25 protein-coding genes and 1 pseudogene are annotated in these 24657 nt (G+C 71.7%); 13 read left to right on the forward strand and 13 right to left on the reverse strand.

What is annotated here, in order from left to right; genetic code table 11:
* Positions 1-46: 46 nt before the first annotated feature.
* From M2271_RS36520 to M2271_RS36555, 8 genes and pseudogenes are all read left to right on the forward strand, one after another.
* Positions 47-946, forward strand: coding sequence for an STAS domain-containing protein (locus M2271_RS36520; protein WP_280891766.1), 900 nt, complete (start codon positions 47-49; stop codon positions 944-946).
* A complete protein-coding gene (locus M2271_RS36525; RefSeq protein ID WP_280891767.1) occupies positions 943-1362 on the forward strand; it encodes an STAS domain-containing protein in 420 nt (139 codons plus the stop codon). The genes M2271_RS36520 and M2271_RS36525 overlap by 4 nt, the downstream gene beginning before the upstream one ends.
* A complete protein-coding gene (locus tag M2271_RS36530; RefSeq protein WP_280891813.1) occupies positions 1362-1799 on the forward strand; it encodes an anti-sigma regulatory factor in 438 nt (145 codons plus the stop codon). The genes M2271_RS36525 and M2271_RS36530 overlap by 1 nt, the downstream gene beginning before the upstream one ends.
* Positions 1799-2842: an ATP-binding protein/SpoIIE family protein phosphatase gene (locus M2271_RS36535; RefSeq protein ID WP_280891768.1), complete on the forward strand. Its 1044-nt coding sequence runs from the start codon at positions 1799-1801 to the stop codon at positions 2840-2842. The genes M2271_RS36530 and M2271_RS36535 overlap by 1 nt, the downstream gene beginning before the upstream one ends.
* Positions 2839-4556, forward strand: a pseudogene (locus tag M2271_RS36540) (SpoIIE family protein phosphatase). The gene M2271_RS36535 and the pseudogene M2271_RS36540 overlap by 4 nt, the downstream one beginning before the upstream one ends.
* A 213-nt stretch (positions 4557-4769) precedes the next feature.
* Positions 4770-6146: an NAD(P)/FAD-dependent oxidoreductase gene (locus M2271_RS36545; RefSeq protein WP_280891814.1), complete on the forward strand. Its 1377-nt coding sequence runs from the start codon at positions 4770-4772 to the stop codon at positions 6144-6146.
* 105 nt (positions 6147-6251) lie between these two features.
* The gene (locus tag M2271_RS36550) at positions 6252-6464 is read left to right on the forward strand and encodes a DUF4287 domain-containing protein (protein ID WP_280891769.1); all 213 of its coding nucleotides are present in this window, start codon (positions 6252-6254) and stop codon (positions 6462-6464) included.
* Positions 6465-6526: 62 nt separating this feature from the next.
* The gene (locus M2271_RS36555; RefSeq protein ID WP_280891770.1) at positions 6527-8791 is read left to right on the forward strand and encodes an FUSC family protein; all 2265 of its coding nucleotides are present in this window, start codon (positions 6527-6529) and stop codon (positions 8789-8791) included.
* 214 nt (positions 8792-9005) lie between these two features.
* Here the strand turns inward: M2271_RS36555 and M2271_RS36560 are convergent, their stop codons facing one another.
* From M2271_RS36560 to M2271_RS36580, 5 genes are all read right to left on the reverse strand, one after another.
* Positions 9006-9440, reverse strand: a complete 435-nt coding sequence (locus tag M2271_RS36560; RefSeq protein WP_280891771.1) for a hypothetical protein — start codon at positions 9438-9440, stop codon at positions 9006-9008.
* Between the two features lie 29 nt (positions 9441-9469).
* On the reverse strand, positions 9470-10303 hold the full coding sequence (locus M2271_RS36565; RefSeq protein WP_280891772.1) for a DUF1206 domain-containing protein: 834 nt from the start codon (positions 10301-10303) through the stop codon (positions 9470-9472).
* A gap of 355 nt (positions 10304-10658) precedes the next feature.
* Positions 10659-10883, reverse strand: coding sequence for a DUF5133 domain-containing protein (locus tag M2271_RS36570; protein WP_280891773.1), 225 nt, complete (start codon positions 10881-10883; stop codon positions 10659-10661).
* A gap of 15 nt (positions 10884-10898) precedes the next feature.
* Complete coding sequence (locus M2271_RS36575; protein ID WP_280891774.1) at positions 10899-11768, reverse strand: SigB/SigF/SigG family RNA polymerase sigma factor; 870 nt, start codon at positions 11766-11768, stop codon at positions 10899-10901.
* A gap of 179 nt (positions 11769-11947) precedes the next feature.
* The gene (locus tag M2271_RS36580) at positions 11948-12391 is read right to left on the reverse strand and encodes an ATP-binding protein (protein ID WP_280891775.1); all 444 of its coding nucleotides are present in this window, start codon (positions 12389-12391) and stop codon (positions 11948-11950) included.
* A gap of 250 nt (positions 12392-12641) precedes the next feature.
* Between M2271_RS36580 and M2271_RS36585 the strand changes: the two genes are divergently transcribed.
* Positions 12642-12866 carry a hypothetical protein gene (locus tag M2271_RS36585; RefSeq protein WP_280891776.1) on the forward strand — a complete coding sequence of 75 codons (225 nt, stop codon included), beginning with the start codon at positions 12642-12644 and terminating at the stop codon, positions 12864-12866.
* A gap of 436 nt (positions 12867-13302) precedes the next feature.
* The gene (locus M2271_RS36590) at positions 13303-13758 is read left to right on the forward strand and encodes a cyclic nucleotide-binding domain-containing protein (RefSeq protein WP_280891777.1); all 456 of its coding nucleotides are present in this window, start codon (positions 13303-13305) and stop codon (positions 13756-13758) included.
* A gap of 10 nt (positions 13759-13768) precedes the next feature.
* On the opposite strand, the gene M2271_RS36595 is transcribed toward M2271_RS36590, so the two are convergent.
* Positions 13769-15070, reverse strand: a complete 1302-nt coding sequence (locus M2271_RS36595) for an MFS transporter (RefSeq protein ID WP_280891778.1) — start codon at positions 15068-15070, stop codon at positions 13769-13771.
* A 438-nt stretch (positions 15071-15508) separates the two neighbouring features.
* On the opposite strand from M2271_RS36595, the gene M2271_RS36600 reads away from it, so the two are divergent.
* Positions 15509-15760: a WhiB family transcriptional regulator gene (locus tag M2271_RS36600; protein WP_280891779.1), complete on the forward strand. Its 252-nt coding sequence runs from the start codon at positions 15509-15511 to the stop codon at positions 15758-15760.
* A gap of 150 nt (positions 15761-15910) precedes the next feature.
* Here the strand turns inward: M2271_RS36600 and M2271_RS36605 are convergent, their stop codons facing one another.
* The 5 genes from M2271_RS36605 to M2271_RS36625 form a co-directional block, all read right to left on the reverse strand.
* Complete coding sequence (locus tag M2271_RS36605; protein ID WP_280891780.1) at positions 15911-16090, reverse strand: hypothetical protein; 180 nt, start codon at positions 16088-16090, stop codon at positions 15911-15913.
* A 96-nt stretch (positions 16091-16186) separates the two neighbouring features.
* The gene (locus M2271_RS36610; RefSeq protein ID WP_280891781.1) at positions 16187-18007 is read right to left on the reverse strand and encodes a HAMP domain-containing sensor histidine kinase; all 1821 of its coding nucleotides are present in this window, start codon (positions 18005-18007) and stop codon (positions 16187-16189) included.
* Positions 18004-18702, reverse strand: a complete 699-nt coding sequence (locus M2271_RS36615; protein WP_280891782.1) for a response regulator transcription factor — start codon at positions 18700-18702, stop codon at positions 18004-18006. Before M2271_RS36615 ends, M2271_RS36610 begins: the two co-directional genes overlap by 4 nt.
* A gap of 38 nt (positions 18703-18740) precedes the next feature.
* Positions 18741-19025 carry a hypothetical protein gene (locus M2271_RS36620; protein WP_280891783.1) on the reverse strand — a complete coding sequence of 95 codons (285 nt, stop codon included), beginning with the start codon at positions 19023-19025 and terminating at the stop codon, positions 18741-18743.
* 57 nt (positions 19026-19082) lie between these two features.
* The gene (locus tag M2271_RS36625; RefSeq protein WP_280891784.1) at positions 19083-20495 is read right to left on the reverse strand and encodes a M1 family metallopeptidase; all 1413 of its coding nucleotides are present in this window, start codon (positions 20493-20495) and stop codon (positions 19083-19085) included.
* 165 nt (positions 20496-20660) lie between these two features.
* On the opposite strand from M2271_RS36625, the gene M2271_RS36630 reads away from it, so the two are divergent.
* Positions 20661-21011 (forward strand): DUF488 family protein, encoded by a 351-nt coding sequence (locus M2271_RS36630; RefSeq protein WP_280891785.1) that lies wholly within the window; start codon positions 20661-20663, stop codon positions 21009-21011.
* Between the two features lie 108 nt (positions 21012-21119).
* Here M2271_RS36630 and M2271_RS36635 read toward each other — a convergent pair whose 3' ends face one another.
* Together M2271_RS36635 and M2271_RS36640 are read right to left on the reverse strand one after the other, a co-directional pair.
* Entirely contained in the window at positions 21120-22793 is a 1674-nt protein-coding gene (locus M2271_RS36635; protein ID WP_280891815.1) for an FAD-binding dehydrogenase, read from the reverse strand.
* Between the two features lie 17 nt (positions 22794-22810).
* Complete coding sequence (locus M2271_RS36640; protein WP_280891786.1) at positions 22811-23449, reverse strand: TetR/AcrR family transcriptional regulator; 639 nt, start codon at positions 23447-23449, stop codon at positions 22811-22813.
* Positions 23450-23563: 114 nt separating this feature from the next.
* Here M2271_RS36640 and M2271_RS36645 point away from each other — a divergent pair, with 114 nt between their 5' ends.
* Positions 23564-24190 carry an alpha-ketoglutarate-dependent dioxygenase AlkB gene (locus M2271_RS36645; RefSeq protein WP_280891787.1) on the forward strand — a complete coding sequence of 209 codons (627 nt, stop codon included), beginning with the start codon at positions 23564-23566 and terminating at the stop codon, positions 24188-24190.
* The last annotated feature ends 467 nt before the right edge of the window (positions 24191-24657 follow it).

Below are 24657 nucleotides of genomic sequence, written 5' to 3' on the forward strand. Positions count from 1 at the left end.
GGCCGCTGCGACAAGACCTGGATGAGGACGCTGAGGAGTTTTGCAGGTGCCGGAGCACGACACAGCAGGGCAGCACGCATCGCCGGCACAGGAGGTCGGGGAGTTCCTGCGCCGCCGCGGAGAACTGATCGCCCAGAGATGGGCCGACGAACCCCTCTTCCGTACGGTGTTCATCGTCTCGCGGGACGAGGCGGTGGAAGCCGGCAAGATCGTCGTCGACGCGCTCGCCCAGGTCGCCGACACGGGCCAGGTGCACGATCCGGACGCCGCCGGGTTCACCGTGGTGCGCGAGCAGCTGTCGCGGATGGGCGCGGCCCGTTCCCGGGCCGGCTTCACCACGGCGCAGGTGTCGAACGACGTGAACGCGCTGCGTCCGCCGGTCGAGAACCTGCTGCTCGCCGACCTCCCGGAGGAGGAGGCCGACCGGGTCCGGGAGTGCACCACGGCGCTGACCGTGCTGATGGGTACCCTGCGGCTGGTCGTACTGGAGACGGCGCTGAGCGACGGGCAGGCGCTGATCGAGCGGCAGCGGCTGCAGTTGATGGAAGTGGCCACGCCGATCATCAAGCTGTGGGACGGCATCGTGGCGGTGCCGCTGATCGGGACGCTCGACAGCGCCCGCAGCCAGGCGGTCATGGAGTCGCTGCTGGAGGCCGTCGTCGACCAGCATGCCCGGTTCGCGATCCTGGACATCACCGGCGTGCCGACGGTGGACTCCCTGGTGGCCCAGCATCTGATGAAGACGGTCGAGGCCACCCGGCTGGTGGGTGCGGAGTGCGTCGTCTCCGGGATCCGTCCGGCGATCGCGCAGACCATCGTGCACCTGGGCCTGGACCTGGGCACGGTGATCACCCGGTCGAGCCTTGCCGACGCCCTCGCCTACGCCCTGCACCAGTTGGGGGCCGGCATCGTCAACGCGACGCCCGGCGGTGCGGTGTCGCGGTGAACAACGACTTTTCGCGTCCCGTCACGGGGCATGTGCCGGTCCTCCGGCTCGGTGACGTCCTCCTGGTCACGGTCCAGGGGGATCTGTACGACAGCACGGCACAGCAGCTGCAGGAGGACATCGGCGAGACCATTGTCAGCACCGGAGTGACCGGTGTGGTGATCGACATCTCCGGCGTGGAGATCGTCGACTCCTTCCTCGGGCGGGTCCTGGCCGAGATCGCGGCGACCGCACGGCTGCTGGCCGCGCGGACCGTGGTGGCCGGCATGCGGCCGGCGGTCGCGATCACGCTGGTGGAACTCGGCCTGACGCTGCCGGGACTGCGTACCGCGCTCACCACCGAGGCGGCGATGGACCTTCTCGCGGGGCTGGATCCGAACACCCGCTCCGGCGGCCTGCGCCAGGAGAACCGGTGATGCAGACAGCCGCGGGCGTCGAGGCCTGCCTGCCGATCCGTTCGGACATGGATCTGGTGTGGGTGCGACAGCACGTGCGGCAGGCGGCCGGCCTGCTGGGATTCGGTCTGGTGGAACAGACCAAGCTGGTCACCGCGGCCAGCGAACTGGCCCGCAACACCCTCGTGCACGGCGGGGGCGGACAGATGGAGACGGCGCCCGTGACCAGCGGGCGGGCCCGCGGACTGCGGCTGGTCTTCTCCGACGCGGGACCGGGCATCCCGGACCTGGAGCGGGCGCTGAGCGACGGCTACACCTCCGGCGACGGTCTGGGGATGGGGCTGGGCGGCGCGCGGCGCCTGGTGCACGAGTTCGCCGTCGACAGCACCCCGGGCGTCGGCACCAAGGTCACGGTGGTCTCCTGGGCGGCTGTGCCGCGCCCGCGTGAGGAGTCCTGATGCCGCGCGTGTGGGACGTCCCGGTGCACGATTCGACCCGGGTGCGTGACGCCCGGGTCGCCGCGGAGGACGCGGCCACCCTGGCGGGTCTGGACGAGCCGCGGACCGCGGCGGCCGCGCTGGTGGCGACGGAGCTGGCGACCAACCTGCTCAAGCACGGCGGCGGAGGCCGGCTGCTCATCGACCTCGTGGACCCGCCCCGGGCCGCGGGCGGCCGCTGTCTGGTGCAGATCGCCGCGATCGACCACGGGCCGGGCATCATCGACGTCCCGGCCGCTCTGCGCGACGGCTACTCGACCGCGCGTTCCCTGGGCGCCGGGCTCGGCACGTGCCGTCGTACAGCGGACGACTTCGACCTGCACAGCATGCCGGGCCGGGGCACGGTGGCGCTGGCCAGGGTCGGTGCCGGCCCGGAGGAGGCGGTACCGGTCGCGGCCGTACGGGTCGGCGGGGTGAACGTCCCCTTCATGGGGGCGGAGCACTCGGGCGACGCCTGGACGTGGGCCCGGTCGGGCGACCGGCTGACCCTGATGATGGCCGACGGACTGGGACACGGCCCCGAGGCGGCCCGCGCCTCGACGGCGGCGGCTCAGGCCCTGCACCGCTGGGCCCACCTCCCCCCGTCCCAGGCGCTGGTCCACCTGGACTCGGCGCTGCGCGGCACCAGGGGGGCGGCCGTCGCGGTGGCCCAGGTCGAGACCGGCGCGGGCGTGTTGCGGTTCGCCGGAGTCGGCAACATAGGGGCACGGCTGTGGGCGGGCGGCACCTGGCGTTCCCTGGTGTCGCGGCCCGGGATCGTGGGCGTCCACCGGCACGCCACGCTGCGTGAGGACCGTATGCCCTGGGCGGCCGACCGGCTGCTGGTCCTGCACAGCGACGGCCTGCCGAGTCGCTGGACACCGCCGTCCGACCCGCGTCTGCTGGCGGCCGACCCGGCCGTCGTGGCCGCCGTGACGGTCCGCGACGCGAGCAGTGCCGCCCGTCCGGTGCGGGACGACACCGCCGTGGCGGTGCTGGCTCCGACCCTGCCGGAGGCCCCATGACACGCAGCCTGCGGATCACCACCGTCACCGAGCGGCCCGGGCCCGGATCGCCACCGCCCGGCTGGCCGCCGCCTACGGGGTGCCCGCTCTCGACCGCACTCGGCTGACCTCCGCGCTCAGCGCGCATCTGCGGCTGTGTCTCACCAAGGGCGGCACCTGGCGGCTCGCCCTGCACACCACGTCCGCGCGCGCCGACGAGGGACTTCTGCACGTGGAGGTGACGCCCTCGCAGGACGCGGGTGCCGTCGTCGTGCAGACGCCGTGGCGGACGACGGTCCGCTGCCCCGAGACGGCCGACGCGGCCGGCGCCGCCGCGGTCGCCGACGACCCGGCGATCCTGGCGGAAGCTCTGCTGGGCGCCGACGAGGACACCGCGCTGGTGCTGGAGAGACTCACCGAGCAGGAGGATCTGGTCGCCTTCCACCGGGAGGAGCTGCACCAGACGAACCAGGGCGTGCTGGCGCTGCACGCGGAGCTGGACGCCGCCGGGCGGGCGCAGCGCGAGGCCTTCGCCGCCGAGCGCAAGGCGCGCACCGAAGCCGAGTCCGCCCGCCGCCGGCTGACCTTCCTGGCGGACGCCAGCGCGGTGCTGACGGCATCGCTGAACCACCACGAGATCGTGCGCCGGCTGCCCGACCTGCTGGTGCCCGAGTACGCCCACAGCGTCGGCGTCTGGCTGTTCGACGGCGACGAGGACCGGCACCGGCCCGCCACCCACCCGGCCGTCGCCGTGCTCGCCGCGCGCACCGGACGCCCGCAGTACGCCGCCGACCACCCCGGCGGCCTGCCCGGCGTCGACGATCAGCCGCCCTCGGCGCTGGATCCCGCCCGGCCCCTGCTGTGCATCCCGCTGCCGACGCGGCGCGCCCCGCTGGGCGTGCTGACGCTGTCCCCGCCGGGTGCCCGCTGGGACCCGGACGACGCCGTGATGCTGATCGAGCTCACCAGACGGGCGAGCATCGCCATCGACAACGCCCGGCGTTTCGAGCACAACCGGGACATCGCCGAGACACTGCAGCGCGCCCTGCTCACGGAGCTGCCGGCCACACCGGGGCTCAGCCTGGCCGCCCGGTATCTTCCGGCCACGCACGGGCTGAACATCGGCGGCGACTGGTACGACGCCTTCCGGCAGCCCGACGGCAGCCTGATCACCGTCATCGGCGACGTGACCGGGCACGGTCTGCACGCGGCCGTGATGATGAGCCAGCTGCGCACCGCGCTGCGTGCCTACGCAGTCGACGGCGGCAGTCCGGGACAGCTGCTCACCCGGCTCCACACGTTCCTGCACCATCTGCAGCCCGATCTGTACGCCACCGCCGTCATCGCGCGTTTCCGGCCCGGCGACCCCACCCTGACGTGGGCAGCGGCGGGCCATCCCCCGCCGGTGCTGCGTACCCCCGACGGACGGGTGCACACGCTCGACGCCAAACCCGGGGCCATGCTCGGCATCCCGCTGCGGCAGGAGATCGCCGACCACACCGCACCGCTCGAACCCGGCTCCACCCTGGCGCTGTACACGGACGGCCTGGTGGAGCGGCGTGCGCAGGGCATAGACCCGGGCATCGAACGGCTGGCAGGCGCGCTCGGGGCGTTCGGCTCCACGGAGTTGGACACGGATCTGGAGGGTTCGGCGGACCGGCTCCTCACCCCGCTGCTGAGTGACTCCGAGCGCGACGACGACGTGTGTCTGCTCCTTTCCCACCTGCACGCTTGAGCGCTGTCCACGCAATTCCCTCTCTTTCTTTCCTTCCCGCCCCGGTGCGCTTCGGCGGCCGGGCGGGCATGGTGGTGATCGACGCGTTCGTCTGCCTGCCGTGGCCCGGCGGCGGAGTGGCCGATATCGCGGTGGGGCCGATGAGGTGCGAAGCGGCGATCGACGGGCAGGCGCATGGCGTTCGAGGCAGACCGCCTGGAGCCGCAGAAAGGGATGAACACCGTGACACGACCCAGGATCCTGGTGGTTGGCGCAGGCTTCGCCGGCGTGGAGTGCGTCCGCCGTCTGGAACGGAAACTCTCCCCGGACGAAGCCGACGTCACGCTGGTGACGCCGTTCGCCTACCAGCTCTATCTTCCGCTGCTCCCCCAGGTGGCCTCCGGCGTGCTGACGCCGCAGTCGATCGCCGTCTCGCTGCGCCGCAGCAAGAAGTACCGCACCCGGATCATTCCGGGTGGCGCGATCGGCGTGGACCTCAAGGCGAAGGTCTGCGTCATCCGCACCATCACCGACCAGATCGTCGACGAGCCGTACGACTACATCGTGCTGGCCCCCGGCAGCATCACCCGCACCTTCGACATCCCCGGTCTCACCGACAACGCCTTCGGCATGAAGACCCTGGCGGAGGCCGCCTATGTCCGCGACCACGTCATCTCCCAGCTGGACCTGGCCGACGCCAGCCAGGACCCGGCGGAGCGGGCCTCGCGGCTGCAGTTCGTGGTGGTCGGCGGCGGCTACGCGGGCACGGAGACCGCGGCCTGTCTGCAGCGCCTGACCCACGCCGCGGTCAAGCGCTACCCGCGCCTGGATCCGAGCCTCATCAAGTGGCATCTGATCGACATCGCCCCCAAGCTGATGCCGGAGCTGGGCGACAAACTCGGCCGCAGCGCCCAGGAGATCCTGACCAGGCGGGGCATCGAGATCTCGCTGGGCGTCTCCATCGACAAGGCCGGCCCCGAGGAGGTCACCTTCACCGACGGGCGGGTGGTCCCCACCCGCACCCTGATCTGGACCGCCGGGGTCGTCGCCAGTCCGCTCATCGCCACGCTCGGTGCGGAGACGGTGCGGGGGCGGCTCGCGGTGACCACCGACATGAACCTGCCCGGCCAGGACGGGGTGTTCGCGCTGGGTGACGCCGCCGCGGTGCCCGACGAGGCCAAGGGCGTGGCGGGCGCGGTGTGCCCGCCGACCGCCCAGCACGCGATGCGGCAGGGCAGGCACGTCGCCGACAACGTCACCGCGACGCTGCGGGGCCAGGCGATGAAGCCGTACGTCCACAAGGACCTCGGTCTCGTCGTCGACCTCGGCGGCAAGGACGCCGTGTCCAAGCCGCTCGGCATCGAGCTGCGCGGGGTGCCCGCGCAGGCCGTGGCCCGCGGCTACCACTGGCAGGCGCTGCGCACCGGTGTCGCCAAGACGCGCGTGATGACGAACTGGGTGCTCAACGCGCTCGCCGGCGACGATTTCGTCCGCACCGGCTTCCAGGCCCGCAAACCGGCCAAGCTGAAGGACTTCGAGTACACGGACTCGTATCTGACGCCCGAGCAGGTGCGGGCCCATGTGGAGGGCACCGAACGGCAGGAGCAGTGACGTTCCTGCCCGCGTGACGCGGCTCACTTCCGACCGCCGATCAGTTTCCGTACGGTCGGCGGTCGAAGGAGGGACAGCGCAGCGTCACGACGAAAGGACACCGCCATGACCGCGACAGTGAAGGGCCCGGCGAGCTACTTCCCCTCCATCGAGAAGAAGTACGGACGGCCGATCGCCGCATGGCAGGAGCTCATCCGTTCCTCGCCGCTGACCCGGCACATGGAGCTGGTGTCCTGGCTGAAGACCAAGCACGGTCTGGGGCACGGCCACGCGGGCGCGCTGGTGGCGTACACGCTCGCGGAGGCCGGGAACAAGTGATCTACCGTGTCATGACATGCTGAGCGGAGATCAAGACGGGACACGGGAGTGAGCAAGGCGGCGTGAAAGCAGCGGGAGGGTCGGTCCGGTCGCGGTTGCGGGACGGCGTCGCGGCGTCCGACCCCGGACTGCTGAGGCTGGCCGCGGGGCTCAGGACGGTCGGTGCCATCGCGCTCACCCTGGCCGTGCTGGGCCTGTTCGGCGCCGGCATCACGCATCTGGTGGCCGGGGCCATGTCGGCGATGGTCGCCACCTTCGCCATCCGCGAGAAACAGCGCGCACAGCAGGCGGTGACCCTCGCGCTGGGTCTGCCGGTGGCGCTGGCATCCGTGACGCTGGGCGCAGGCTTGAGTTCCCGCGTGGTGGGCGGCGACCTCTTCTTCGTCGTGCTCATCTTCTGCGCGGTCTACGGCCGTCGGTTCGGCGACCGCGGCACCGCGCTCGGCCTGATCAGCTTCCAGCTCTACTTCCTGTCCCTGTTCGTCGGCGCCACCGTCTCCGCCCTGCCCCAACTGTTCGGCGTCCTCGGCGTCGCCTTCGCGAGCAGCGCCCTGGTGCGTTTCGTGCTGGTGCCCGAGACACCCACGGGCATCCTGGATCGGCTGCGCGAGGCCTTCCGGGCCCGGCTGGCCCAGCTGGTGTCCGCCCAGATCGACCTGCTCGACGCCGGGCCGGACGAGGTGGAAAAGGCGCTGGAGGACCTGCGTGACGGCACCGCCCGGCTGCATGAGACGGCGATGATGATCCAGAGCCGGCTCGAGGACGGCACCGCCGACAAGGCCACGGCCCGCCTGCTGCAACGCCGTATCGCGGACGCCGAGATCGCCACGGAGCGGCTGGGTCTGTTGCTGCTGACCGCGCGCAGCGCCGAGCGGGCCGACACCCTGACCATGCACCTGCCGGGCGCTTCCGTCCGGGTCGGCGCTCCTCTGCCCGCGCGGGACGAGGCGACCGCCACCCTGCGCCGCGATCTCGACGCGGTGCGGATGCTGGTACTGCGCCCCGTCTCCGAGCACACCGGGACCGCGCTGGCCCTGGTGCGCAACCGGCTGCTCGGCTACCGCGACGAGGAGAACCTGCCGCCCGCCCCGGCCGCCGTCCAGGACGTGTTCCGGGGCATCGGCGAGACCGCCCGCGCGGTGCTGGGGCTGCGGATCGCGCTCGGCGGGGCCCAGGACGAATCGGACGACTCCCCCGCGACGGCCCGCTCCCGCGAGGAACTGGACGCCGAGGACGCGGCGATCGACGCCAGCGAGGACGAGGACGAGGACGGGGCGGACGAGACGGCCACGGGACTGCGGCGGCCGACGACGCGGGCGGCCGTGCAGGTCGCCGTGGGGTCCTTGCTGGCCATCGTCGGCGGCGAGTTCCTCTCCAGTCAGCGCTGGTACTGGGCGGTGCTGACCTGCTGGATCGTCTTCATCAACACCGCGTCCACGGGCGAGATCCTGGTCAAGGGCTACCGTCGGCTGGTGGGCACCGTGCTGGGTGTCGTGGCCGGTATCGTCCTGGCGGGCCTGGTCGGCCATCACACCTGGACGTCGTTCGCGCTGGTGCTGGTGCTCATCTTCGCGATGTTCTACACCGCGCCCCTGTCGTACACGCTGATGTCCTTCTTCGTCACCGCCGCGCTGGGGCTGTTGTACACCCTGCTGCACACCTACAGCTTCTCGGTGCTGGTGCTGCGAGTGGAGGAGACAGCGCTCGGCGCGGCCTGCGGGGTCGTGGCGGCGGCCCTCGTACTGCCGGTGCACACGAACCGTCGGACGAACGACCTGCTGGTCACCGTGCTGGAGCGGCTCGCCGACGTCACGGAGTCGGCGGTCGACCAGCTCAGCGGCGGGCCGCCGGTCGATCTGCTCGACCAGGCGCGCGCTCTCGACCAGGCGCTGGCCGACCTGAGGGCCGCCACCCAGCCGCTCACCTATCCGATCACCCCGTTGCGGGCCCGGCGGGACACCGCCCGGTATGTCGTCGCGCTCCTGGAGACGTGCGCGTACCACGCGCGTTCACTGGCGGCGACGGCCGAGCTGCTGCCCACGCATCCGTCGATCGCGGCGGACCCGAGGCTGCGCCGGGCCGGAGGGCGGATCGCCCACAACATCGAGGCGATCGCGGCGCACGTCGCCGACGAGCAGGCCGCCGTCGAGATGGAGACCGGGTCGAGCATCGCGTCGCTGCTGGAGCCGGACGTCCCGGGCACGCCGAGGTACGGCAGGATCACCGACCGGGTGCTGCGGCATCTGCAGCGTCTGGACGAGACGGTGGCCGGTCTGGGCCGCCCGCTGAGCGTTCCCGTGGCCGACGTCGTCAAGCCCCGGCGGTGATCACGGGGACGTCCACCGGACGTCCGGGAGTCCGCGCGCCGGAGGTCCCGGAGTCCGTGCACCGGACGTCCGCGAGTCCCCCGACCAGATGTCCGGGCATCTCTCCACCAGACGTCCGAGGGCCCCTCCACCGGAAGACCGGGAGTCCGGGAGTCCCTGGAGTCCCTGGAGATGACGTCCGAGGGGTCCGTCCACCGGAAGTCCGAGGGGTCCGTCAGATGTCCGTGGGGATGTTGCTCACTTCGGCGATGCCGCGCAGCTCGTCGTTGAGCTGCTGGCGTTCGCGGATGTAGTCGGCGATCTCACCCCGGCGGACCGGGTCGGACGCGGTGTCCGCGTCGGTGACGACCCGGACCGGTCCGGTCTCGCCCTCGACGTCCAGCTCGATCACCTCGTTGTCCAGCCGGCCGGTGACGGCGGTGGCGATGACCAGGGCGGCCTCGTCACGGATCTCCTGGGAGATCCCGCCGGAACCGGATTCGTCGAGTGTGAAGTCGAGTGCGGGCAGGCGTTGCTCTTCGATCGCCCGGAGTGCCGGCTCGACCACGCTGAGCAACAACTGGTAGTCGTCGGTGTCCATACGGATGCGCAGCAGACCGAGGTAGACGTCCACGGGCCGGCCGTCCTGCGGAAGCTCGGGTTCGTTCATCCTGAGCGGGTTCCCCCGGCAGCGCAGGTTCAGACCCGTCGCCAGCGTGCCATTGCGAAAGAGAACAGTCCGAACAGTACGAACCCGGCGGCGACGCAGACCAGCAGCCACGGTCCGAGGGGGGTCTCGGCGAACGAGCGGAGGGTGTCGTCCAGCCCCTTCGCCTTGTCCGGTTCGTAGTCGACGGCGGCGCGGACGGCGAAGCCACCGGCGGCGGCGAACACCACGCCCCGGGCCACACCGCCGCCCACACCTGTCACGTCGACCAGCTGCCGGGTGCGGTGGGACATCTCCCCGAGCTTGAGCTTGTCGTGGTACTTGCGCAGCAGCGCGCGTGCGGCGATCCACACACCGGCCACGACGATCCCGGCGCCGGCCACGCCCACGAGCCACTGCCCGGCGGGCGCCTCCATGACCTTGGCGGTGACGTCCCTGGACTGCTTGTCGCTGGATCCGCTGCCGCCCGAGCCCGCCGCGAAGGACAGCACCGAGGCGGCGACGAACGAGTAGAAGACCATGCGCACCCCTGCCATCAGGCGTTTCTTCGCCTTGCGGCCGTCGGGTCCGACCGAGCCGAACAGGACCTCGGACAGCCGCCACAGGGCCATGCCGACCAGGCCGATGCCGAGGGCCCAGAGCAGGACCGCGCCGAAGGGTTTCTCGGCGAGTTCGGCGAGGGCGCCGCCGCGGTCCGCCTGCTGCTTGCTGTCGCCGAAGGCGATCTGCAGTGCCAGGACGCCGACCAGCAGGTAGATGACGCCTCGCGCGGTCAGTCCTGCCCGTGCGGCGCCCTCCACCCCCGGCCCTCTCGCCATCCGGCGGGCCTGTAGCCGACCGGTGCTCGCCGTGACACTCGTGTTCATGCCAACCTCCTGAAATCGGGATGCCCTGACCGAAGGCAGGCACCCCAGGCGCGGACGATGGTGTGCGACGGCATACCCCCGCGCGCGGGCTCACGACCGTCGCATCCTCAGACCGCGCAGGATGCGGCCGAGGGGTGGCTCAGTACGGCACCACGGTGACGCCCCCCGGACCCGGGCTCCGACGCGAAGGTCACGACGGGCTCCGGTCGGCGGGCCCGGGAGGGAAACCGCAGGTGTCCCGCGGGTCCGGAAGGCGCGGGCCCGGGCGCGGGGATCGCGGACCTCGGCCCGCAGTCGCTCCAGTTCACCGTGGCCCGCGCCCTCGCCGTCACCGACGACGCTCATCCGGGCAGCATCACTCGGGCACCCCCGCGGTCTCGCGCTCCGGGACGGCCGTGAGCAGCCGGTGAGCGGTCTCCAGGGCCGGCCTCACATCTCGCGCACCGGTCGACACGCAGAGCGTGTAGGCGAGGTCGCGGGCCCGCTGACGGGCTCCGCTCGCACCGGCGGCCTCCTCGGCCGCCAGCGCCTCGTACTCGTCGACGAGTCCACGCAGGAACGCGGGGTGGGTGATCGGCATCGGTCGTGCTCCCCTTCACTCAGGGCGTCCGCCCGGGCCACGGCGGTTCGTTCGCTGTCCCATCACCTCGTCGCGCACCCGGGCGCAACTGCGGGTGATGAGGCGGGAGACATGCATCTGGGAGATGCCGAGCTGATCGGCGATGTGGCTTTGGGTCATGTCCTCGAAGAAACGCATGTAGAGGATGGCGCGCTCCCGCTCGGGCAGCCGACGCAGACCTTCCTTGGCGGACTCACGATCGACGACGGTGTCGAACGAGGTGTCCGAGGCGCCCAGGGTGTCCGCGAGGTTGTAACCGTCGTCGCCGGCCGAGAGTTCGGCGTCCAGCGACAGGGTGCTGAAGCTTTCGAGGGCCTCCATCCCGGCGGTGACCTCGTCCTCGGTGAGCCCGGTGTGAGCGGCGATGTCAGATGTCGAGGGCTCTGCGGAGCCGGGGCTCTGCACCAGCTCGCGGCGTGCCACGCGCACCTTGTTGCGCAGTTCCTGGACTCGACGGGGGACGCGCAGCGCCCACATCCGGTCCCGGAAATGCCGCTTGACCTCGCCGGTGATGGTGGGTACGGCGTAGCTTTCGAAGGCGCCCCGTTCGGGTTCGAACCGGTCGATCGCCTTCACCAGGCCCAGCGCGGCCACCTGTCGCAGGTCCTCGACCGACTCGCCGCGGTCGCGGAAGCGGCCGGCGATCCGGTGGGCCATGGGCAGCCAGGCGGTGACGAGTTCGTCGCGGACGGCGTCCCGTTCGGGACCGTCCTCCAGTCCGGCCATTCGGGTGAAGAGGGCGGCGGTGTCGGGGGCGTCGTCGTGACGGCGTCGGTTCGGAGAGGTCTGGGTCCGGGGCTGCTGGCCGGGTGCACCAGGACGGCTTGTCGACATATCGATGAGCATGCGGAATCGCTCCTGAAGCAGGTTGGTTCAGGGAGTTACCGCGGGAAGGTCGCTGCCCGGATGACCTGGAAGTGGCCCCGGAGCAGCCACACCACTCCCGCTGGCGCGCCTCCGGTCCGAAGCACGAAACTCCATCTGCCCTGCCGCCCTGGGTGCAAACCCGGGCTCCGAAAAACTCTTCAGGACAGGGGCACCAGGGCGGTGACGCACTTTCCGCCGGTCGGCAGGTCGGTCACCCGGACATCGTGGGCCAGTCGGCAGACGATCGGCCAGCCATGGCCGCCGATCCGGTGACAGCCTCGCCGGTCCACCCGAGGGGCGACCACCGGCACGTCGGCACTGCGGTCGCACACCGACACGCGCACATCGCGCCCCACCACGTCGACGTGGAAGTTCGTGATGCCGCCGCCATGCAGGATGGCGTTGGTGGTGAGTTCCGAGGCGACGAGGAGGGCGTCGGAGAGGGCGTCCGGGTCACACCGTGCACACGTGGCACGGCAGCGTTCGGTGACAGCCCGCTCCACGGCCCTGCGCGCCTCGGCCGGTTTGCGCGGCCCGGCACGACCGCGCCGTTCGGCGGCGAACGGTTCGAGGGCGAATTCGGTCCCGTGCTGCTCGCACATCCCTGTAACTCCCTGGTCGCTAAAACTAGACGAAAAGCCCGTTACGGCTACGTCCTCGGCGGCCCGTCGGGGCACTGGCGTCCCCGGACTCGGCGGCTCTTCCCACCTCCACCACAGCGGTCGTGCACCTCACGCTGCGCGGGCCTGTACAGGTCTCACTCCTTCGGCTCACCTCTCCCCGGCCTGCCAAACTTCTCCTCCCGGGCGGAAAGCGGGCCATCCCGGCGCGCTGAGCGGGTACGCGAAGGCCATGACCGATGTAGTGGACTCAGACGAACTACTGCGGCGCATCCAGCGCGCCAGGGCCTGCGCGGAAGAGGAGGAGCGGGCCTGGAGGACCCGGCGCGAGGCGCTCCGGCAGACCGATCCGGACGGGGCCCGGGAGGCGGACGTCCGCAGTCTGGCCTACGAGAGCGTGCTCAGGGTGCTGGACGAGATCGTGACCCCCGGCAAACACGCAGAGCGGGAGCCGTGACGACCGAAGGACCGGGCTGGACGCGGGCATGAACCTCCCCGATGCCACCGACTCCGAGATGGAGACGATCAGGGTTGTCACCCGGGACGCCGAGTGACAACGGAGTGAAACAGGTCACGTGACCCGCATTCGGCTTCGCACTCCGCCCTGAATGGTTTACGTTCGTACGTACGTGGCCCACGGAGTCGACCTCATCGTCCTCCGTACGCCACCAACGACTGCCCTGGCTGGCCTCCCCCGTCCAGCCAGGGCATTCTTATGCCTCGGCCGCAGACCCTGGACCCTGTCGCGTACCCGACCTTCCAGCGAGCCGACGTCCCTCCCGACGAGGGATCGGGACCGGTTTCTCCGTCCGTCGAGGTGCCTTGGGCGCGGCCTGCCGCTGAAATGGACGGAGGGAATACCGGAATCCGTCCCCGGCGAGGAGTCCCGTGCCATGACCAAAGCGATCAAACTGCTGACCGCCCTTCCGCCGTCGCAGCGTCAGCGTCTGATGACGCTGGCCCGGGAGGTCGCCTTCCGTGAGGACGTCCTGATCTTCGAGGCGGGCGGCACGGCCGACCGCTTCTGGGTCATCCGCTCGAGCGCGGTCTCGCTGACCCAGCAGGTGACGTCCCAGCAGCGGGTGACCGTGGCCGGTCTCGGCGCGGGCGACCTGCTCGGCTGGTCCTGGCTGTTCCCGCCGTACCGGTGGGACTTCGGTGCGGAGGCCTTCAGCCCGGTGCGCGCCTACGAGTTCGACGCGGCGGCGGTGCTCGAACTGTGCGAGGAGGACCAGCAGCTGGGGATGATCCTGGTGCGGTCCGTCGCCGAGATCCTCGCGCACCGGCTGGAGACGACCCGGAGCAAACTGATGGAGCAGTACACGATGCGCCGGCGGGGCTCCCTTTAGCACACCGCCCTCAGATGCGGTAGCGGCGCAGCGCCGGTACCGCGAAGGCCAGACCCAGCATGACGGCGATCACCAGAAGTCCGCCGCCCGCGACCGCCGTGCGCGCGCCGAAGGCCGAACCTGCCGTGCCGTGCAGGACGTCGGCCAGGCGCGGGCCGCCCGCGACGACGACGGTGAAGACGCCCTGCATCCGGCCGCGCATCTCGTCGGTCGCGGCCGACAGCAGGATCGCCCCGCGGAAGACCATGGAGACCATGTCGGCGACCCCGGCCACGGCGAGGAACACCACCGCGAGCCACAGACTGTCGGTCAGTCCGAAGCCGGTGATGGCGGCGCCCCAGGCGACCACCGCGCCGATCACCATCCAGCCGTGCCGGCGGGCCCGGGAGAAGGTGCCGGACAACAGTCCGCCGGCCACCGCACCGATCGGGATCGCCGCGAACAGCAGGCCGAGCGCGAGCCCTTCGCCGTAGGGGGCGTACGTCTGGGAGGCGAGCTGGGGGAACAGAGCGCGGGGCATGCCGAAGACCATCGCGATGATGTCGGCGAGGAAGGACAGCAACAGCACCTTGTGCGCGGAGATGTAGCGGAAGCCGGCCACGATCTCCCGCACGCCCGCCCGGCGGGCCAGGGCGGACGCCAGCGGGGGCAGCGAGGGCAGTTGGTGGACCGCCCACACCGTGACGCACAGCGCCAGGGCGTCGATGAGGTACAGCTCCGGCAGGCCGATGACGGGTATCAGGACACCGGCGAGCAGCGGTCCGACGACCTGGCCGGTCTGCATGACGGTGGAGCCGAGGGCGTTGGCGGCGGGCAACTGGTCCTCGGGCACCAGGCGGGCGATGGAGGCGTTGCGGGCCGGGGCGTTCAGTCCCCAGAACGCCTGTTGTACGGCGAGCAGCACCATGAGGACGGCCACCGAGCCGAGCCCGGTGACGGCCTGGAGCCAGAACAGCACCGAGGTGACGGCGATACCGCTGTTGGTGATCAGCAGCAGCCTGCGCCGGTCCATGGTGTCGGCGACCGCCCCGCCCCACAGCGCGAACACGATCAGCGGCAGCAGTCCGGCGAGGCTGGCGGCGCCCACCCAGGCCGAGGACCCGGTGATGTCGTAGATCTGCTTGGGCACTGCGACGGCGGTGAGCTGGCTGCCGACGGCCGTGACGATCGTCGACGACCACAGGCGTCGGTAGGCGGGGATGCGCAGGGGCCGGGTGTCCATGGCCCAGCGGCGCCAGCCGCGCCGGGGTTCCTTCGTCTCGTCCGCGGCGGGCGTCCGCGGTTCGGTGCTGCTGCTCTCGCTGGTGTCCACGGGCTTCCTGGTTGCTCGTTACATCTATCCGGTCCGGGGTTCACTATCGCAGCGGTGCCCAGGAGTTCGGGATTCGATATCTCAGGTGCTGGACTCGGGCTCCGGGCTCCGGGCCGGCCGTCACACCCGCAACCGGTTCGGGCATCTTTGCCCTCCTTGTGTCAACACCATTGACGGCGTGCGAGCGTACGGCGTTGTATCTGTGCCCAAGGCCCCGTACATCCCGGTGTCCTCGGCCCGGAGGCCTTCCCGGCCAGCCCCTTCCTCGGCCTGCTGACCGCTTACGGCTCCCCCTGGGGCACCCGCGAACAGTGACCCACGCCATATCTTCACGAGATCCCACACACTCGGTTGTTTCACCCACGCAATGACCGGTGACCCGCAAGCGAGTAACGCATCCCCCAGGGCACGTCCGACTACGATCGCAGGTGACATTGCATGCAGAACTGGCGAGAACATGCCACGTGCCGCCACGAGGACCCCGACCTCTTCTTCCCGATCGGCACCACCGGCCCGGCGCTGGTGCAGCAGGAGCAGGCGCAGGCCGTCTGCCGACGCTGCCCGGTCCAGGAGCAGTGCCTGGAGTGGGCGTTGGACACCGGTCAGTCCATCGGTGTGTGGGGTGGCACGAGCGAGAACGAACGCCGCGCCCTGAAGCGGCGCGCGGCCGCCCGGAGGCGCTCCGGGTGACAGGACGACGCGGCGAGGGCCCGGTGCCGTTCGGGACGGCGGTAGCGTCCCGAACGGCACCGGGCCCTCGCGTCAGCGGCCTCAGCCGCCGGTGAGGCGCAGCGGACCCCAGGAGTTCACCTGTCGGTCCACCATGGCGCGCCTCGTCGATCATCCGAGGGTCGATCCGGCACACCGGCCGGACGTCCGCGACCAGCGGACGTACAGGCCCTGATCCCGCTCGACCAGTTCGGCGAGTTCGGCGAGTTCGGCGAGTTCGGCGAGTTCGGCGAGTTCGGCGAGTTCGGCGAGTTCGGCGAGTTCGGCGAGTTCGGCGAGCGTGCGTACCACCGGCAGGTCGTCCGATCCGCCCGTGTCGTGACCTCATTCGTCGTTCTTGCGCGCAGACGGAGTACCCGTCCGGCGGGAACGGAACCGAGCGGACCGCTACCGCTGCGGTGCGCCGGGCAGCCGCAGGGTGAAGACGCTGCCGGCGCCCGGCTCGGCGGCCGCGTCGACGGTGCCGCCGTGTCCCCCGACCAGGTGGCGGACGATCGGCAGGCCCAGGCCGCTGCCTCCGGTGCGGCGGCTGCGGGACTTCTCCGCGCGCCAGAACCGGTCGAATACGTGCGGCAGGTCGTCGGCGGCGATGCCGGTGCCGGTGTCGGTGACCTCCAGCAGGACGTCCTCGCCGTCGCGGCGGGCGGCCAGGGTGACGGTGCCGCCGGCGGGGGTGTGACGCAGGGCGTTGGAGACCAGGTTGCCCAGCGCCTGCCGCATCCGGACCGGGTCGGCCTCCAGCCACGGCGTGCCGTCCACGGAGGTGCGCAGGACGACACCGGCCGCGTCGGCCGCGACGCGGTGGGCTGCCGCGACCTGGTCGAGGAGGTCCTCGCAGCGCACGGGCTCAGGGTGCAGGCGGAGCGTGCCGGCGTCGGCGTCGGCGAGGTCACGCAGGTCGTCGATGACCCGCTGGAGCACGAGGGCCTCGTCGTGCAGGGCCCCGAGCAGGGCCGGGGCCGGGGGGACGAGACCGTCGCGGGTGACCTCCAGCCAGCCGCGGATGTTGGTGAGCGGGCTGCGCAGTTCGTGGGCGATGTCGCTGACCATCGCCCGGCGCTGGGCCTCCAGGCGTTCGCGGCGCTCGGTCAGTTCGTTGAAGGCGGCGGCCAGGATGCCGGTCTCGTCCCGCGTGGTGACGGGCACGCGCACATGCAGCTCGGGCGGCTGCTGGGCGGCCTCGGTCAGCGCGCGCAGCGGCCGTACGAGCCTGGTGGCGATCACCGCGGTCACGGCGACGGTGACGGCGAGGACGAGCCCGGCGGTGCCGACGATCTTGGTCTTGTTGGCGGGCGACATGTCGAAGCGCACGGCGGGCGTGTCTCCGTCGCCGCCCAGGAACAGCTGTGCGGCGGGTGCGACGTACGGGTCGAGCTGGGCGCGGCGGGCCTCGTCGAGGCAGCCCTCGGCCGCGCGCGCGTCCCTGGACCCCACCTTGGCGAACACGGGCGCGAAGGACGGGTCCCGCAGGGCCGAGCTGGTCACGTCCACCCCGAGGAGCAGCGGCATCGTGGGATCCAGGCCCGCCCGGGTCAGACAACCCCGGACGCGGTTCTCGAGTGCGGTCAGCGCCTTCTGCTCCGTGGGCATCGCCGTGTTGAACCGTCCGTCGGCACAGGCGTCGGGCACATAGCCGGGCTCGGCGATGCCGTCCGCCCCGGTGAGGAGCGGCCGGCCGCTCGGGCTGCGGGTGAGGCGCAGGTCGATGCCGTAGCGGGCGAAGCAGTTCTGTCGTTTCCCGGCCAGGGCGTCGAGCTTGGCGCGTTCGCTCTCCATGAGCCGGTAGGGGCCGACCGCCCGCGGATCCGTGCCGCGGATCTGGGCACCGCGCTCGGTGTAGGTGTCGGTGCGCAGGGGGTCGACGGTGGCGGCGGCGGTGAGCGGCAGGACGGTGCCGCGCCGCGCGGAGTCGGCGAAGGGGGTGCGGTCGGCGGTGGTCAGCGCGATGCGCCGGCCCTTCTCTGCGGACAGCTCCCGCACGGTCTCCCCCACTCCGCGCCAGTCGGGATGGGTGGCGGCGTAGCCGCTGAGCCGGGCGAGGATGTCCATGTCGTCGGCGAGGACCTGCCCCTGCTCCTCCCGCAGCGCGCGGGTGGTGGTCTCCACGGCCAGCCAGGCGGTCGCCGCGACGGAGCACACGGCGATGAGGCCGGAGGCGATGAGCAGGCGGACCAGCAGCCGCTTGCGCAGGGGTATCCAGCCGCTCATCCGCGGCCGCCGCTCAGCTTGTAGCCGACGCCGAAGACGGTCAGCAGCCGGGTCGGCCGGCGCGGGTCGGCCTCTATCTTCCGCCGCAGGTTCATGACGTGGACGTCGACGGCCCGTTCGGTGGAGGCCCGGTCGGTGCCCCGGGTGACCTCCAGCAACTGCCGCCGGGAGAAAACCCGTTCGGGCTCGCCGGCCATCGCGAGCAGGATCTCGAACTCGGCCGGTGTGCACTCCACGGGCGTCCCCTCGCAGCGGACCTCGTGCCGCACCGGGTCCACCGTGACTCCCCCGGCGCGTACGGCGGGATCCTCCGGCCGGTCGGCGAGCACGCGTCCGCTGCGCCGCAGGACCGTGCGGATACGGGCCATCAGTTCGCGCGGGCTGTAGGGCTTGGTCATGTAGTCGTCGGCGCCGAGTTCCAGGCCCAGCAGGACGTCGTCCTCGGCGGTGCGGGCGGTGAGCATCAGGACCGGGATGTCGTCGTCGTGCCGCAGCACCCGGCACACGCCGAAGCCGTCGATCACCGGCAGCATGAGGTCCAGGACGACGAGGTCCGGCCGGAGCCGGCGGGCCGCGTCGAGGGCGGCCCGGCCGTCGTGGACCACGGTGGCGGTGTGACCCTCCGCCAGCAGGGACCGGCGGATGAGTTCGGCCTGCATCTCATCGTCCTCGGCGACCAGCACATGTGCGCACACCCGGCGGATCCTAAGCGGTTGGGGAGACCTCGGCGGACTCAGCGGGCACGAGAGGCGGCGGCGCCCACGACGACGACGGGGTGGCGGGTGCGGGAGGGCACCTTCGCCAGGGTCCTCGGCCCGGGCCCGGACAGCTTCCGCGGGACCGCCTCGTCCGGGACCTCGGGCGAGAGCGCGGACGGGAACGAACCCGGGGCCGCGAGGACACTCGTCGCCGGGGCGGCTCCGGGCCGGTGGTCCTGGACCGCTGCCGCGCCGCCGCCACACCCGGTGAGCAGCAGGGACGCGGCCGGTAGCAGGACGGACGGTCTGCGTCTGATCATGGTTCGACCTTGACCGAGACTTGTGAGGAACTCGTCAGGACCGTCCGCCTGTTCGGGTCACGGTGTGGCCGGCTTGCCCGGTGTGTAGAGCCAGGTGTGGAACAGGGCGTCCAGGTTCTGGCCCGACTGCCGTTCCGCGAGGCGCACGAACTGGGGGGTCGTGCCGTGGCCGGCCCGGTGCCCGGTTGCCCACGCCCGCAGGATGCGGAAGAAGGTCCGGTCGCCGACGGCGGTGCGCAGCGCGTGCAGGGTCATGGCGCCGCGGGCGTAGACGGGGGTGCCGAAGATGTTCGCGCCGCTGCCGGGGTCGCCGGGCGGGAACGCCCACAGGTCGTCGTCCGCGGGGCGCTGCCAGAGCGCGTCGAAGCTCTGCTGTGCGCTCTGCCCGCCGTGCTGCTCGCTGTACAGCCACTCGGCGTAGGTCGCGAAGCCCTCGTTGAGCCAGATCTCCTTCCAGGAGGTGAGGGAGACGGAGTCACCGAACCACTGGTGGGCGCTCTCGTGGACGAGAGTGCTCAGGTCGGGCGCCGAGTCGTAGACGGGCCGTGTCTGGGTCTCCAGCGCATAGCCGACGTTCGGAGCCCGGTCGACGATCGATCCGGCGGCGCGGAAGGGATAGGGGCCGAAGAGCTTGCTCTCCCATTCCAGGACGGACGGCAGTTGCTTGAGGACGGGCGCGGCGGCGGAGTCCTCGCGAGGGTCGACGGCGTTGTAGACCTGGATGCCGTCGCGGGTGGTGTACCGCTCGGTCTTGAAGGTACCGACGGTCGCCGTGGCCAGGTAGGCGGCCATGGGTTCGCTCTGCCGCCAGCGGAACGTGGTCTGCCGGTGCGCGGTCCGCTGTCCGAGGAACACGCCGTTGGCGACCGCGGTCTTCCCTTCGGGGACCGTGATCGTGAAGTCGTACGAGGACTTGTCCGTGGGGTGGTTGTCGGCCGGGAACCAGGTCATGGCACCCTGCGGCTCCCCGGCGACGAACGCGCCGTCGTCGGTGGGGATCCAGCCGTCCGGCGAGCCGTCGGGGTCGGTGACCGGTGCGGGCGTGCCGGAGTAGTCCACCGTGACCTGGAACCGCTGGCCCTTGCGCAGGGCGTGGCGCGGGGTGACGACGAGTTCCTGGCCGTCACGCCGGTGGCCGGCCTCGGCGTGGTCGACCGTGAGGCCGGTGACCTCCAGTCCGTCGAGGTCGAGGTCGAAGCGGGTGAGCCGCTGGGTCGCGCGGGCGGTGAGGACCGCCTTTCCGTCGAGGTGACGGCTGCCGGGGTCGTAACGGAGCGTCAGGTCGTAGTGCGCTACGTCGTATCCGCCGTTGCCGGCGAGCGGGAAGTACGGGTCGCCGACGCCGGCTGCGCCGAGGGGCCCCGCCGCAGCGGGGCCGGCGGCCGCGAGCAGCGCCGCCAGGGCGACGGGGACGGTGACGGTCACGGCCTCGCGGCGGAGTACCGCGGTGCGTCTGACGGACGGTCTCACGTGGGCTCCTACGGGTTGGGGGGGGTGCCAACGGCCTCAGCCTAGGGGCCGCTTCGCCCCGTACTCGACCTTGATCGGGTCAAGTCCGTCGCGTCGCACCCGTGACCGGCACCCCCCGGCGATACGCTCCCGCGTGCCGCCCGCGACCCGAGAAAGGCCCCGCCCATGAGCGTTCGCGTCCGTCGCGTGTACGACCCTCCCGAGCCGGACGACGGCGTACGCGTCCTGGTCGACCGGCTGTGGCCGCGCGGCCTGAAGAAGGAGGCGGCCCAGGTGGACGAGTGGCCCAAGGGCCTGACCCCGTCCACCGAACTGCGCCGCCGGCACCACACGGGCGAAGGGTCGTACGAGGAGTTCGTCGAGCGGTACGAGGCAGAGCTGGCCGCCCCTGGTGCGGCCGAACTCCTCGACCATGTACGGGAGTTGGCCGCCAAGGGCACCGTCACGTTGCTGACCGCGGTCAAGGCACCCGAGGAGAGTCACGCCTCCGTGCTGGTCCGGCTCCTCCAGGCCTGAGGAGTCGGACCTGGAGGAGCCGGGCCTGTCAGAGCCGGGCCGCCGTAGTCAGACCCGCCGTTCTCGGGCCGGCCGTACGCAGACCCGCCGTACGCAGACCCGCCGTACTCAGGCCGTCTGCTGGGCAGCCGCCCGGCCCGCTGCCCGGCCCGAGAAGAGGCAACCGCCGAGGAAGGTGCCCTCCAGCGCGTTGTAGCCGTGGACGCCGCCGCCGCCGAAGCCGGCCACCTCGCCCGCCGCGTACAGACCGTCGATCGGCTTGCCGTCGGCGCCCAGGGCCCGGGAGTCGAGGTCGGTCTGGATGCCGCCGAGGGTCTTGCGGGTCAGAGTGTGCAGCTTGACGCCGATGAGGGGGCCGGCCGCCGGGTCGAGGATGCGGTGCGGGGTGGCGACCCGGGCGAGACGGTCGCCGATGTAGCGGCGGGCGTTGCGGATGCCCTGCACCTGGGCGTCCTTGCTGTAGGCGTTGGCGATCTGCAGGTCCCGGGCCTCGATCTGCTGTCGGACCTGGGCCGCGTCGAGGAGCGCCGTGTCGGTGAGTCCGTTCATCTTCTCCACCAACTGCTCCAGGTTCGGGGCGGTCACGAAGTCGGCGCCCTTGCGCAGGAACGCGTCCACCGGTCCCGGCGCGCCCTTGCCGAGCAACCGCTCCTTCAGGAACCCGGCGCGGTCCTTGGCCGTGATGTCGGGATTCTGCTCGGAGCCCGAGAGCGCGAACTCCTTCTCGATGATCTTCTGGGTGAGGATGAACCAGGAGTGGTCGTGGTCGGCGATGTCCTCGGTGGTGCGCAGGTACTTCAGGGTGCCGAGGGTGTCGTAGCCGGGCAGGTACGGCTCGGGCAGCCGGCGTCCGAGGGCGTCGAACCACATCGAGGACGGGCCGGGCAGGATACGGATGCCGTGGCCGGGCCAGATCGGGTCCCAGTTCCGCAGGCCCTCGGTGTAGTGCCACATGCGGTCGCGGTTGACCAGGCGCACCCCGGCGCGGGCGCTGATGTCGAGCATCCGGCCGTCGACGTAGGCGGGCACGCCGGTGACCATCTCGGCGGGCGGGGTGCCGAGGCGCTCGGGCCAGTAGCGGCGGACGATCTCGTGGTCGGCGCCGATGCCGCCGGAGGTGACGACCACGGCCTGGGCGGTGAGTTCGAAGTCACCGACGCGGTCACGGCTGGAGGCGACACCCCGGGGCGAGTGGTCCTCGGCCAGCACGGTGCCCCGCACTCCACGGGTCGCGCCCTGCTCGACGACGACCTCGTCGACCTGGTGGCGGTGGTAGAAGGTGAGCAGTCCGTCGCGCGCCGCCTGCTTGGCGTGGTGGACGAACGGTTCCACGACACCCGTGCCGGTTCCCCAGGCGATGTGGAAGCGGGGAACGGAGTTGCCGTGTCCATGGGCGGTCAGGTCGCCGCGCTCGGGCCAGCCGACGGTGGGCAGGAACGTGATGCCGTGCCCGTGGAGCCAGGACCGCTTCTCCCCCGCCGCGAACTCGACGTAGGCACGCGCCCAGCGCACCGCCCAGGAGTCCTCGTCGTCGATCCGGTCGAACTGCGCGCTGCCCTGCCAGTCGTTCCAGGCGAGGTCGAAGGAGTCCTTGACGCCCAGACGCCGCTGTTCCGGGGTGTCGACGAGGAACAGTCCACCGAAGGACCAGAACGCCTGTCCCCCGAGGTTGGCGGCGTTCTCCTGGTCGACCAGCGCGACCCGGCGGCCCCTGCTGGTGAGCTCGTGTGCCGCGACCAGGCCCGCGAGTCCGGCTCCGACGACGATGACGTCCGCATCCATGGCGACCGTTGCCTTTCTCATTGGGGGTCTCGTTCGGGGGTGCCGCTGCCGTCGGTCAGCAGGGCGGTGAGCAACTGTCCCAGCCAGCCGCGGGCGCGCTCGATGTCCCTGTCCAGCAGCAGTTGGGTGGTGACGCCGTCGTACGCGGCGACGACCGCGCGGGCGGCGCCGTCGGCGTCGCCGAGCACGACGGGCAGTGCGGTGGGCCCGGTGGCCCGGGCGAGCCGGTCCGCGACCGCCCGCCGCAGCCGTTCCCGGTGTTCCAGCAGGGTCTGGGCGACGGCCGGGTCGCGGGCGGCATGGACCAGGAAGTCGGTCTTCACCAGCAGCCAGTCCACGTCGAGCAGGAGCACCTCCGAGACGCGGTCCACGGACGCCGGTACGTCGAGTTCGGGCCCGTCGAGGGCGAGCGCCTCGGCCACCTGCTCGGCGATCAGGTCGGCCCGCTGCCGGTAGAGGGCGAAGAACAACTCGTCCAGGCTGGAGAAGTTCGAGTAGAAGGCGCCCCGGCTGTAGCCGGCCGCCTCGCAGACCTCCTCGATGGAGACCCTCCCGAAGCCCTTGGCGGCGAAGACCGCGAACGCCGCGTCCAGGAGGTTGGCCCGCGTGCGGACCCGGCGCCTGGTGACGCGCCTGGTCGTCTGTTCCAGCACCATGACCGGCCCTCCGTTCGATACGGGAATGTATCCGATACATCGATGTATCGAAAGCCTCGGTAGAAGTCACCCTCGAATGGGAACAAAGTTTCGAATAAGGAGTAGGCTGAATCCATGACCAGGCACCTCCAGGGCTCCCTCTTCGACCAGACCGACCAACTGCGGCTCAGACCTCTGGACGGGATCCGCCGGACCGCACTCGGCCTCGGCGCCTGGATCGACGTGCTCCCGGGTTGGCTGTGCGGATCCGACACACTGTTCGAACACCTGGCCGCCGAGGTGCCCTGGCGCGCGGAGCGCCGGAAGATGTACGACCAGGTCGTCGACGTACCGAGGCTGCTGGCCTTCTACGGCGCGGGCGACCCGCTGCCGCACCCGCTGCTGACCGAGGCCCGCGAGACGTTGTCCGCGCACTACGCCGAGGAGCTCGGTGAGCCTTTCACCACGGCCGGGCTGTGCTTCTACCGCGACGGCCGGGACAGCGTCGCCTGGCACGGGGACCGGATCGGGCGGGGCGCGCACGAGGACACGATGGTCGCGATCCTCTCCGTGGGCACACCCCGGGACCTGCTGCTGCGGCCGACGGACGGCGGCGGCACGGTCCGCCGACCCCTGGGGCACGGCGACCTGATCGTGATGGGCGGCTCCTGCCAGCGGACCTGGGAGCACTCCGTACCGAAGACCACGCACGCCGCGGGACCGCGCGTCAGCATCCAGTTCCGCCCGCACGGCGTGCGCTGACACAGACCAGGACGGCGTGCAGACTCGCACACGCCAGGACGGCGTGCACACTCGCACACGCCAGGACGGCGTGCACTGACGACACACGCCAGGACGGCGTGCGCCGGGGCGGAGAGGCGGCTGCTCCGGATACGCGCGCGGGCTGCCTCCGGCGGACGGTGCCGGAGGCAGCCTCCGCACCGCCTGGAGGCGGCCTCCGGTCCGCCCGAACGCCGCCGGGCGCGGCCGCTCGTAGCGGGCGCCTTCGCCCGCGAACCGCTGCTGCGACTGCCGCTGCGCGTCGGGCGACGGGCAGCCGCGGACCGGCGCGGACTGCCGCGGATGCGGCCCCGTCGGCCGACAGGGCCAACTCGAGCGAGACCAGGCATCGTTCGCTCGTGGCAGGGTCGCCCGCTTCCTGTCGGCCGGCGACCGGACCCGCCGACTCCACCCGTCTCACCGTCTGCTTTGCTGTCCCCGTCGAGCAG

The organism is Streptomyces sp. LBL (genome assembly GCF_029893585.1).
Lineage (GTDB): Bacteria > Actinomycetota > Actinomycetes > Streptomycetales > Streptomycetaceae > Streptomyces.

Excerpts from the sequence above, each read along its gene's own strand:
- M2271_RS36530 (WP_280891813.1), top strand. The coding sequence starts at position 1,362 with ATGCAGACAGCCGCGGGCGTCGAGGCCTGCCTGCCGATCCGTTCGGAC.
- M2271_RS36535 (WP_280891768.1), top strand. The coding sequence starts at position 1,799 with ATGCCGCGCGTGTGGGACGTCCCGGTGCACGATTCGACCCGGGTGCGT.
- M2271_RS36545 (WP_280891814.1), top strand. The coding sequence starts at position 4,770 with ATGAACACCGTGACACGACCCAGGATCCTGGTGGTTGGCGCAGGCTTC.
- M2271_RS36550 (WP_280891769.1), top strand. The coding sequence starts at position 6,252 with ATGACCGCGACAGTGAAGGGCCCGGCGAGCTACTTCCCCTCCATCGAG.
- M2271_RS36560 (WP_280891771.1), bottom strand. The coding sequence starts at position 9,440 with ATGAACGAACCCGAGCTTCCGCAGGACGGCCGGCCCGTGGACGTCTAC.
- M2271_RS36565 (WP_280891772.1), bottom strand. The coding sequence starts at position 10,303 with ATGAACACGAGTGTCACGGCGAGCACCGGTCGGCTACAGGCCCGCCGG.
- M2271_RS36570 (WP_280891773.1), bottom strand. The coding sequence starts at position 10,883 with ATGCCGATCACCCACCCCGCGTTCCTGCGTGGACTCGTCGACGAGTAC.
- M2271_RS36575 (WP_280891774.1), bottom strand. The coding sequence starts at position 11,768 with ATGCTCATCGATATGTCGACAAGCCGTCCTGGTGCACCCGGCCAGCAG.
- M2271_RS36580 (WP_280891775.1), bottom strand. The coding sequence starts at position 12,391 with ATGTGCGAGCAGCACGGGACCGAATTCGCCCTCGAACCGTTCGCCGCC.
- M2271_RS36585 (WP_280891776.1), top strand. The coding sequence starts at position 12,642 with ATGACCGATGTAGTGGACTCAGACGAACTACTGCGGCGCATCCAGCGC.
- M2271_RS36590 (WP_280891777.1), top strand. The coding sequence starts at position 13,303 with ATGACCAAAGCGATCAAACTGCTGACCGCCCTTCCGCCGTCGCAGCGT.
- M2271_RS36600 (WP_280891779.1), top strand. The coding sequence starts at position 15,509 with ATGCAGAACTGGCGAGAACATGCCACGTGCCGCCACGAGGACCCCGAC.
- M2271_RS36610 (WP_280891781.1), bottom strand. The coding sequence starts at position 18,007 with ATGAGCGGCTGGATACCCCTGCGCAAGCGGCTGCTGGTCCGCCTGCTC.
- M2271_RS36620 (WP_280891783.1), bottom strand. The coding sequence starts at position 19,025 with ATGATCAGACGCAGACCGTCCGTCCTGCTACCGGCCGCGTCCCTGCTG.
- M2271_RS36630 (WP_280891785.1), top strand. The coding sequence starts at position 20,661 with ATGAGCGTTCGCGTCCGTCGCGTGTACGACCCTCCCGAGCCGGACGAC.
- M2271_RS36635 (WP_280891815.1), bottom strand. The coding sequence starts at position 22,793 with ATGGATGCGGACGTCATCGTCGTCGGAGCCGGACTCGCGGGCCTGGTC.
- M2271_RS36640 (WP_280891786.1), bottom strand. The coding sequence starts at position 23,449 with ATGGTGCTGGAACAGACGACCAGGCGCGTCACCAGGCGCCGGGTCCGC.
- M2271_RS36645 (WP_280891787.1), top strand. The coding sequence starts at position 23,564 with ATGACCAGGCACCTCCAGGGCTCCCTCTTCGACCAGACCGACCAACTG.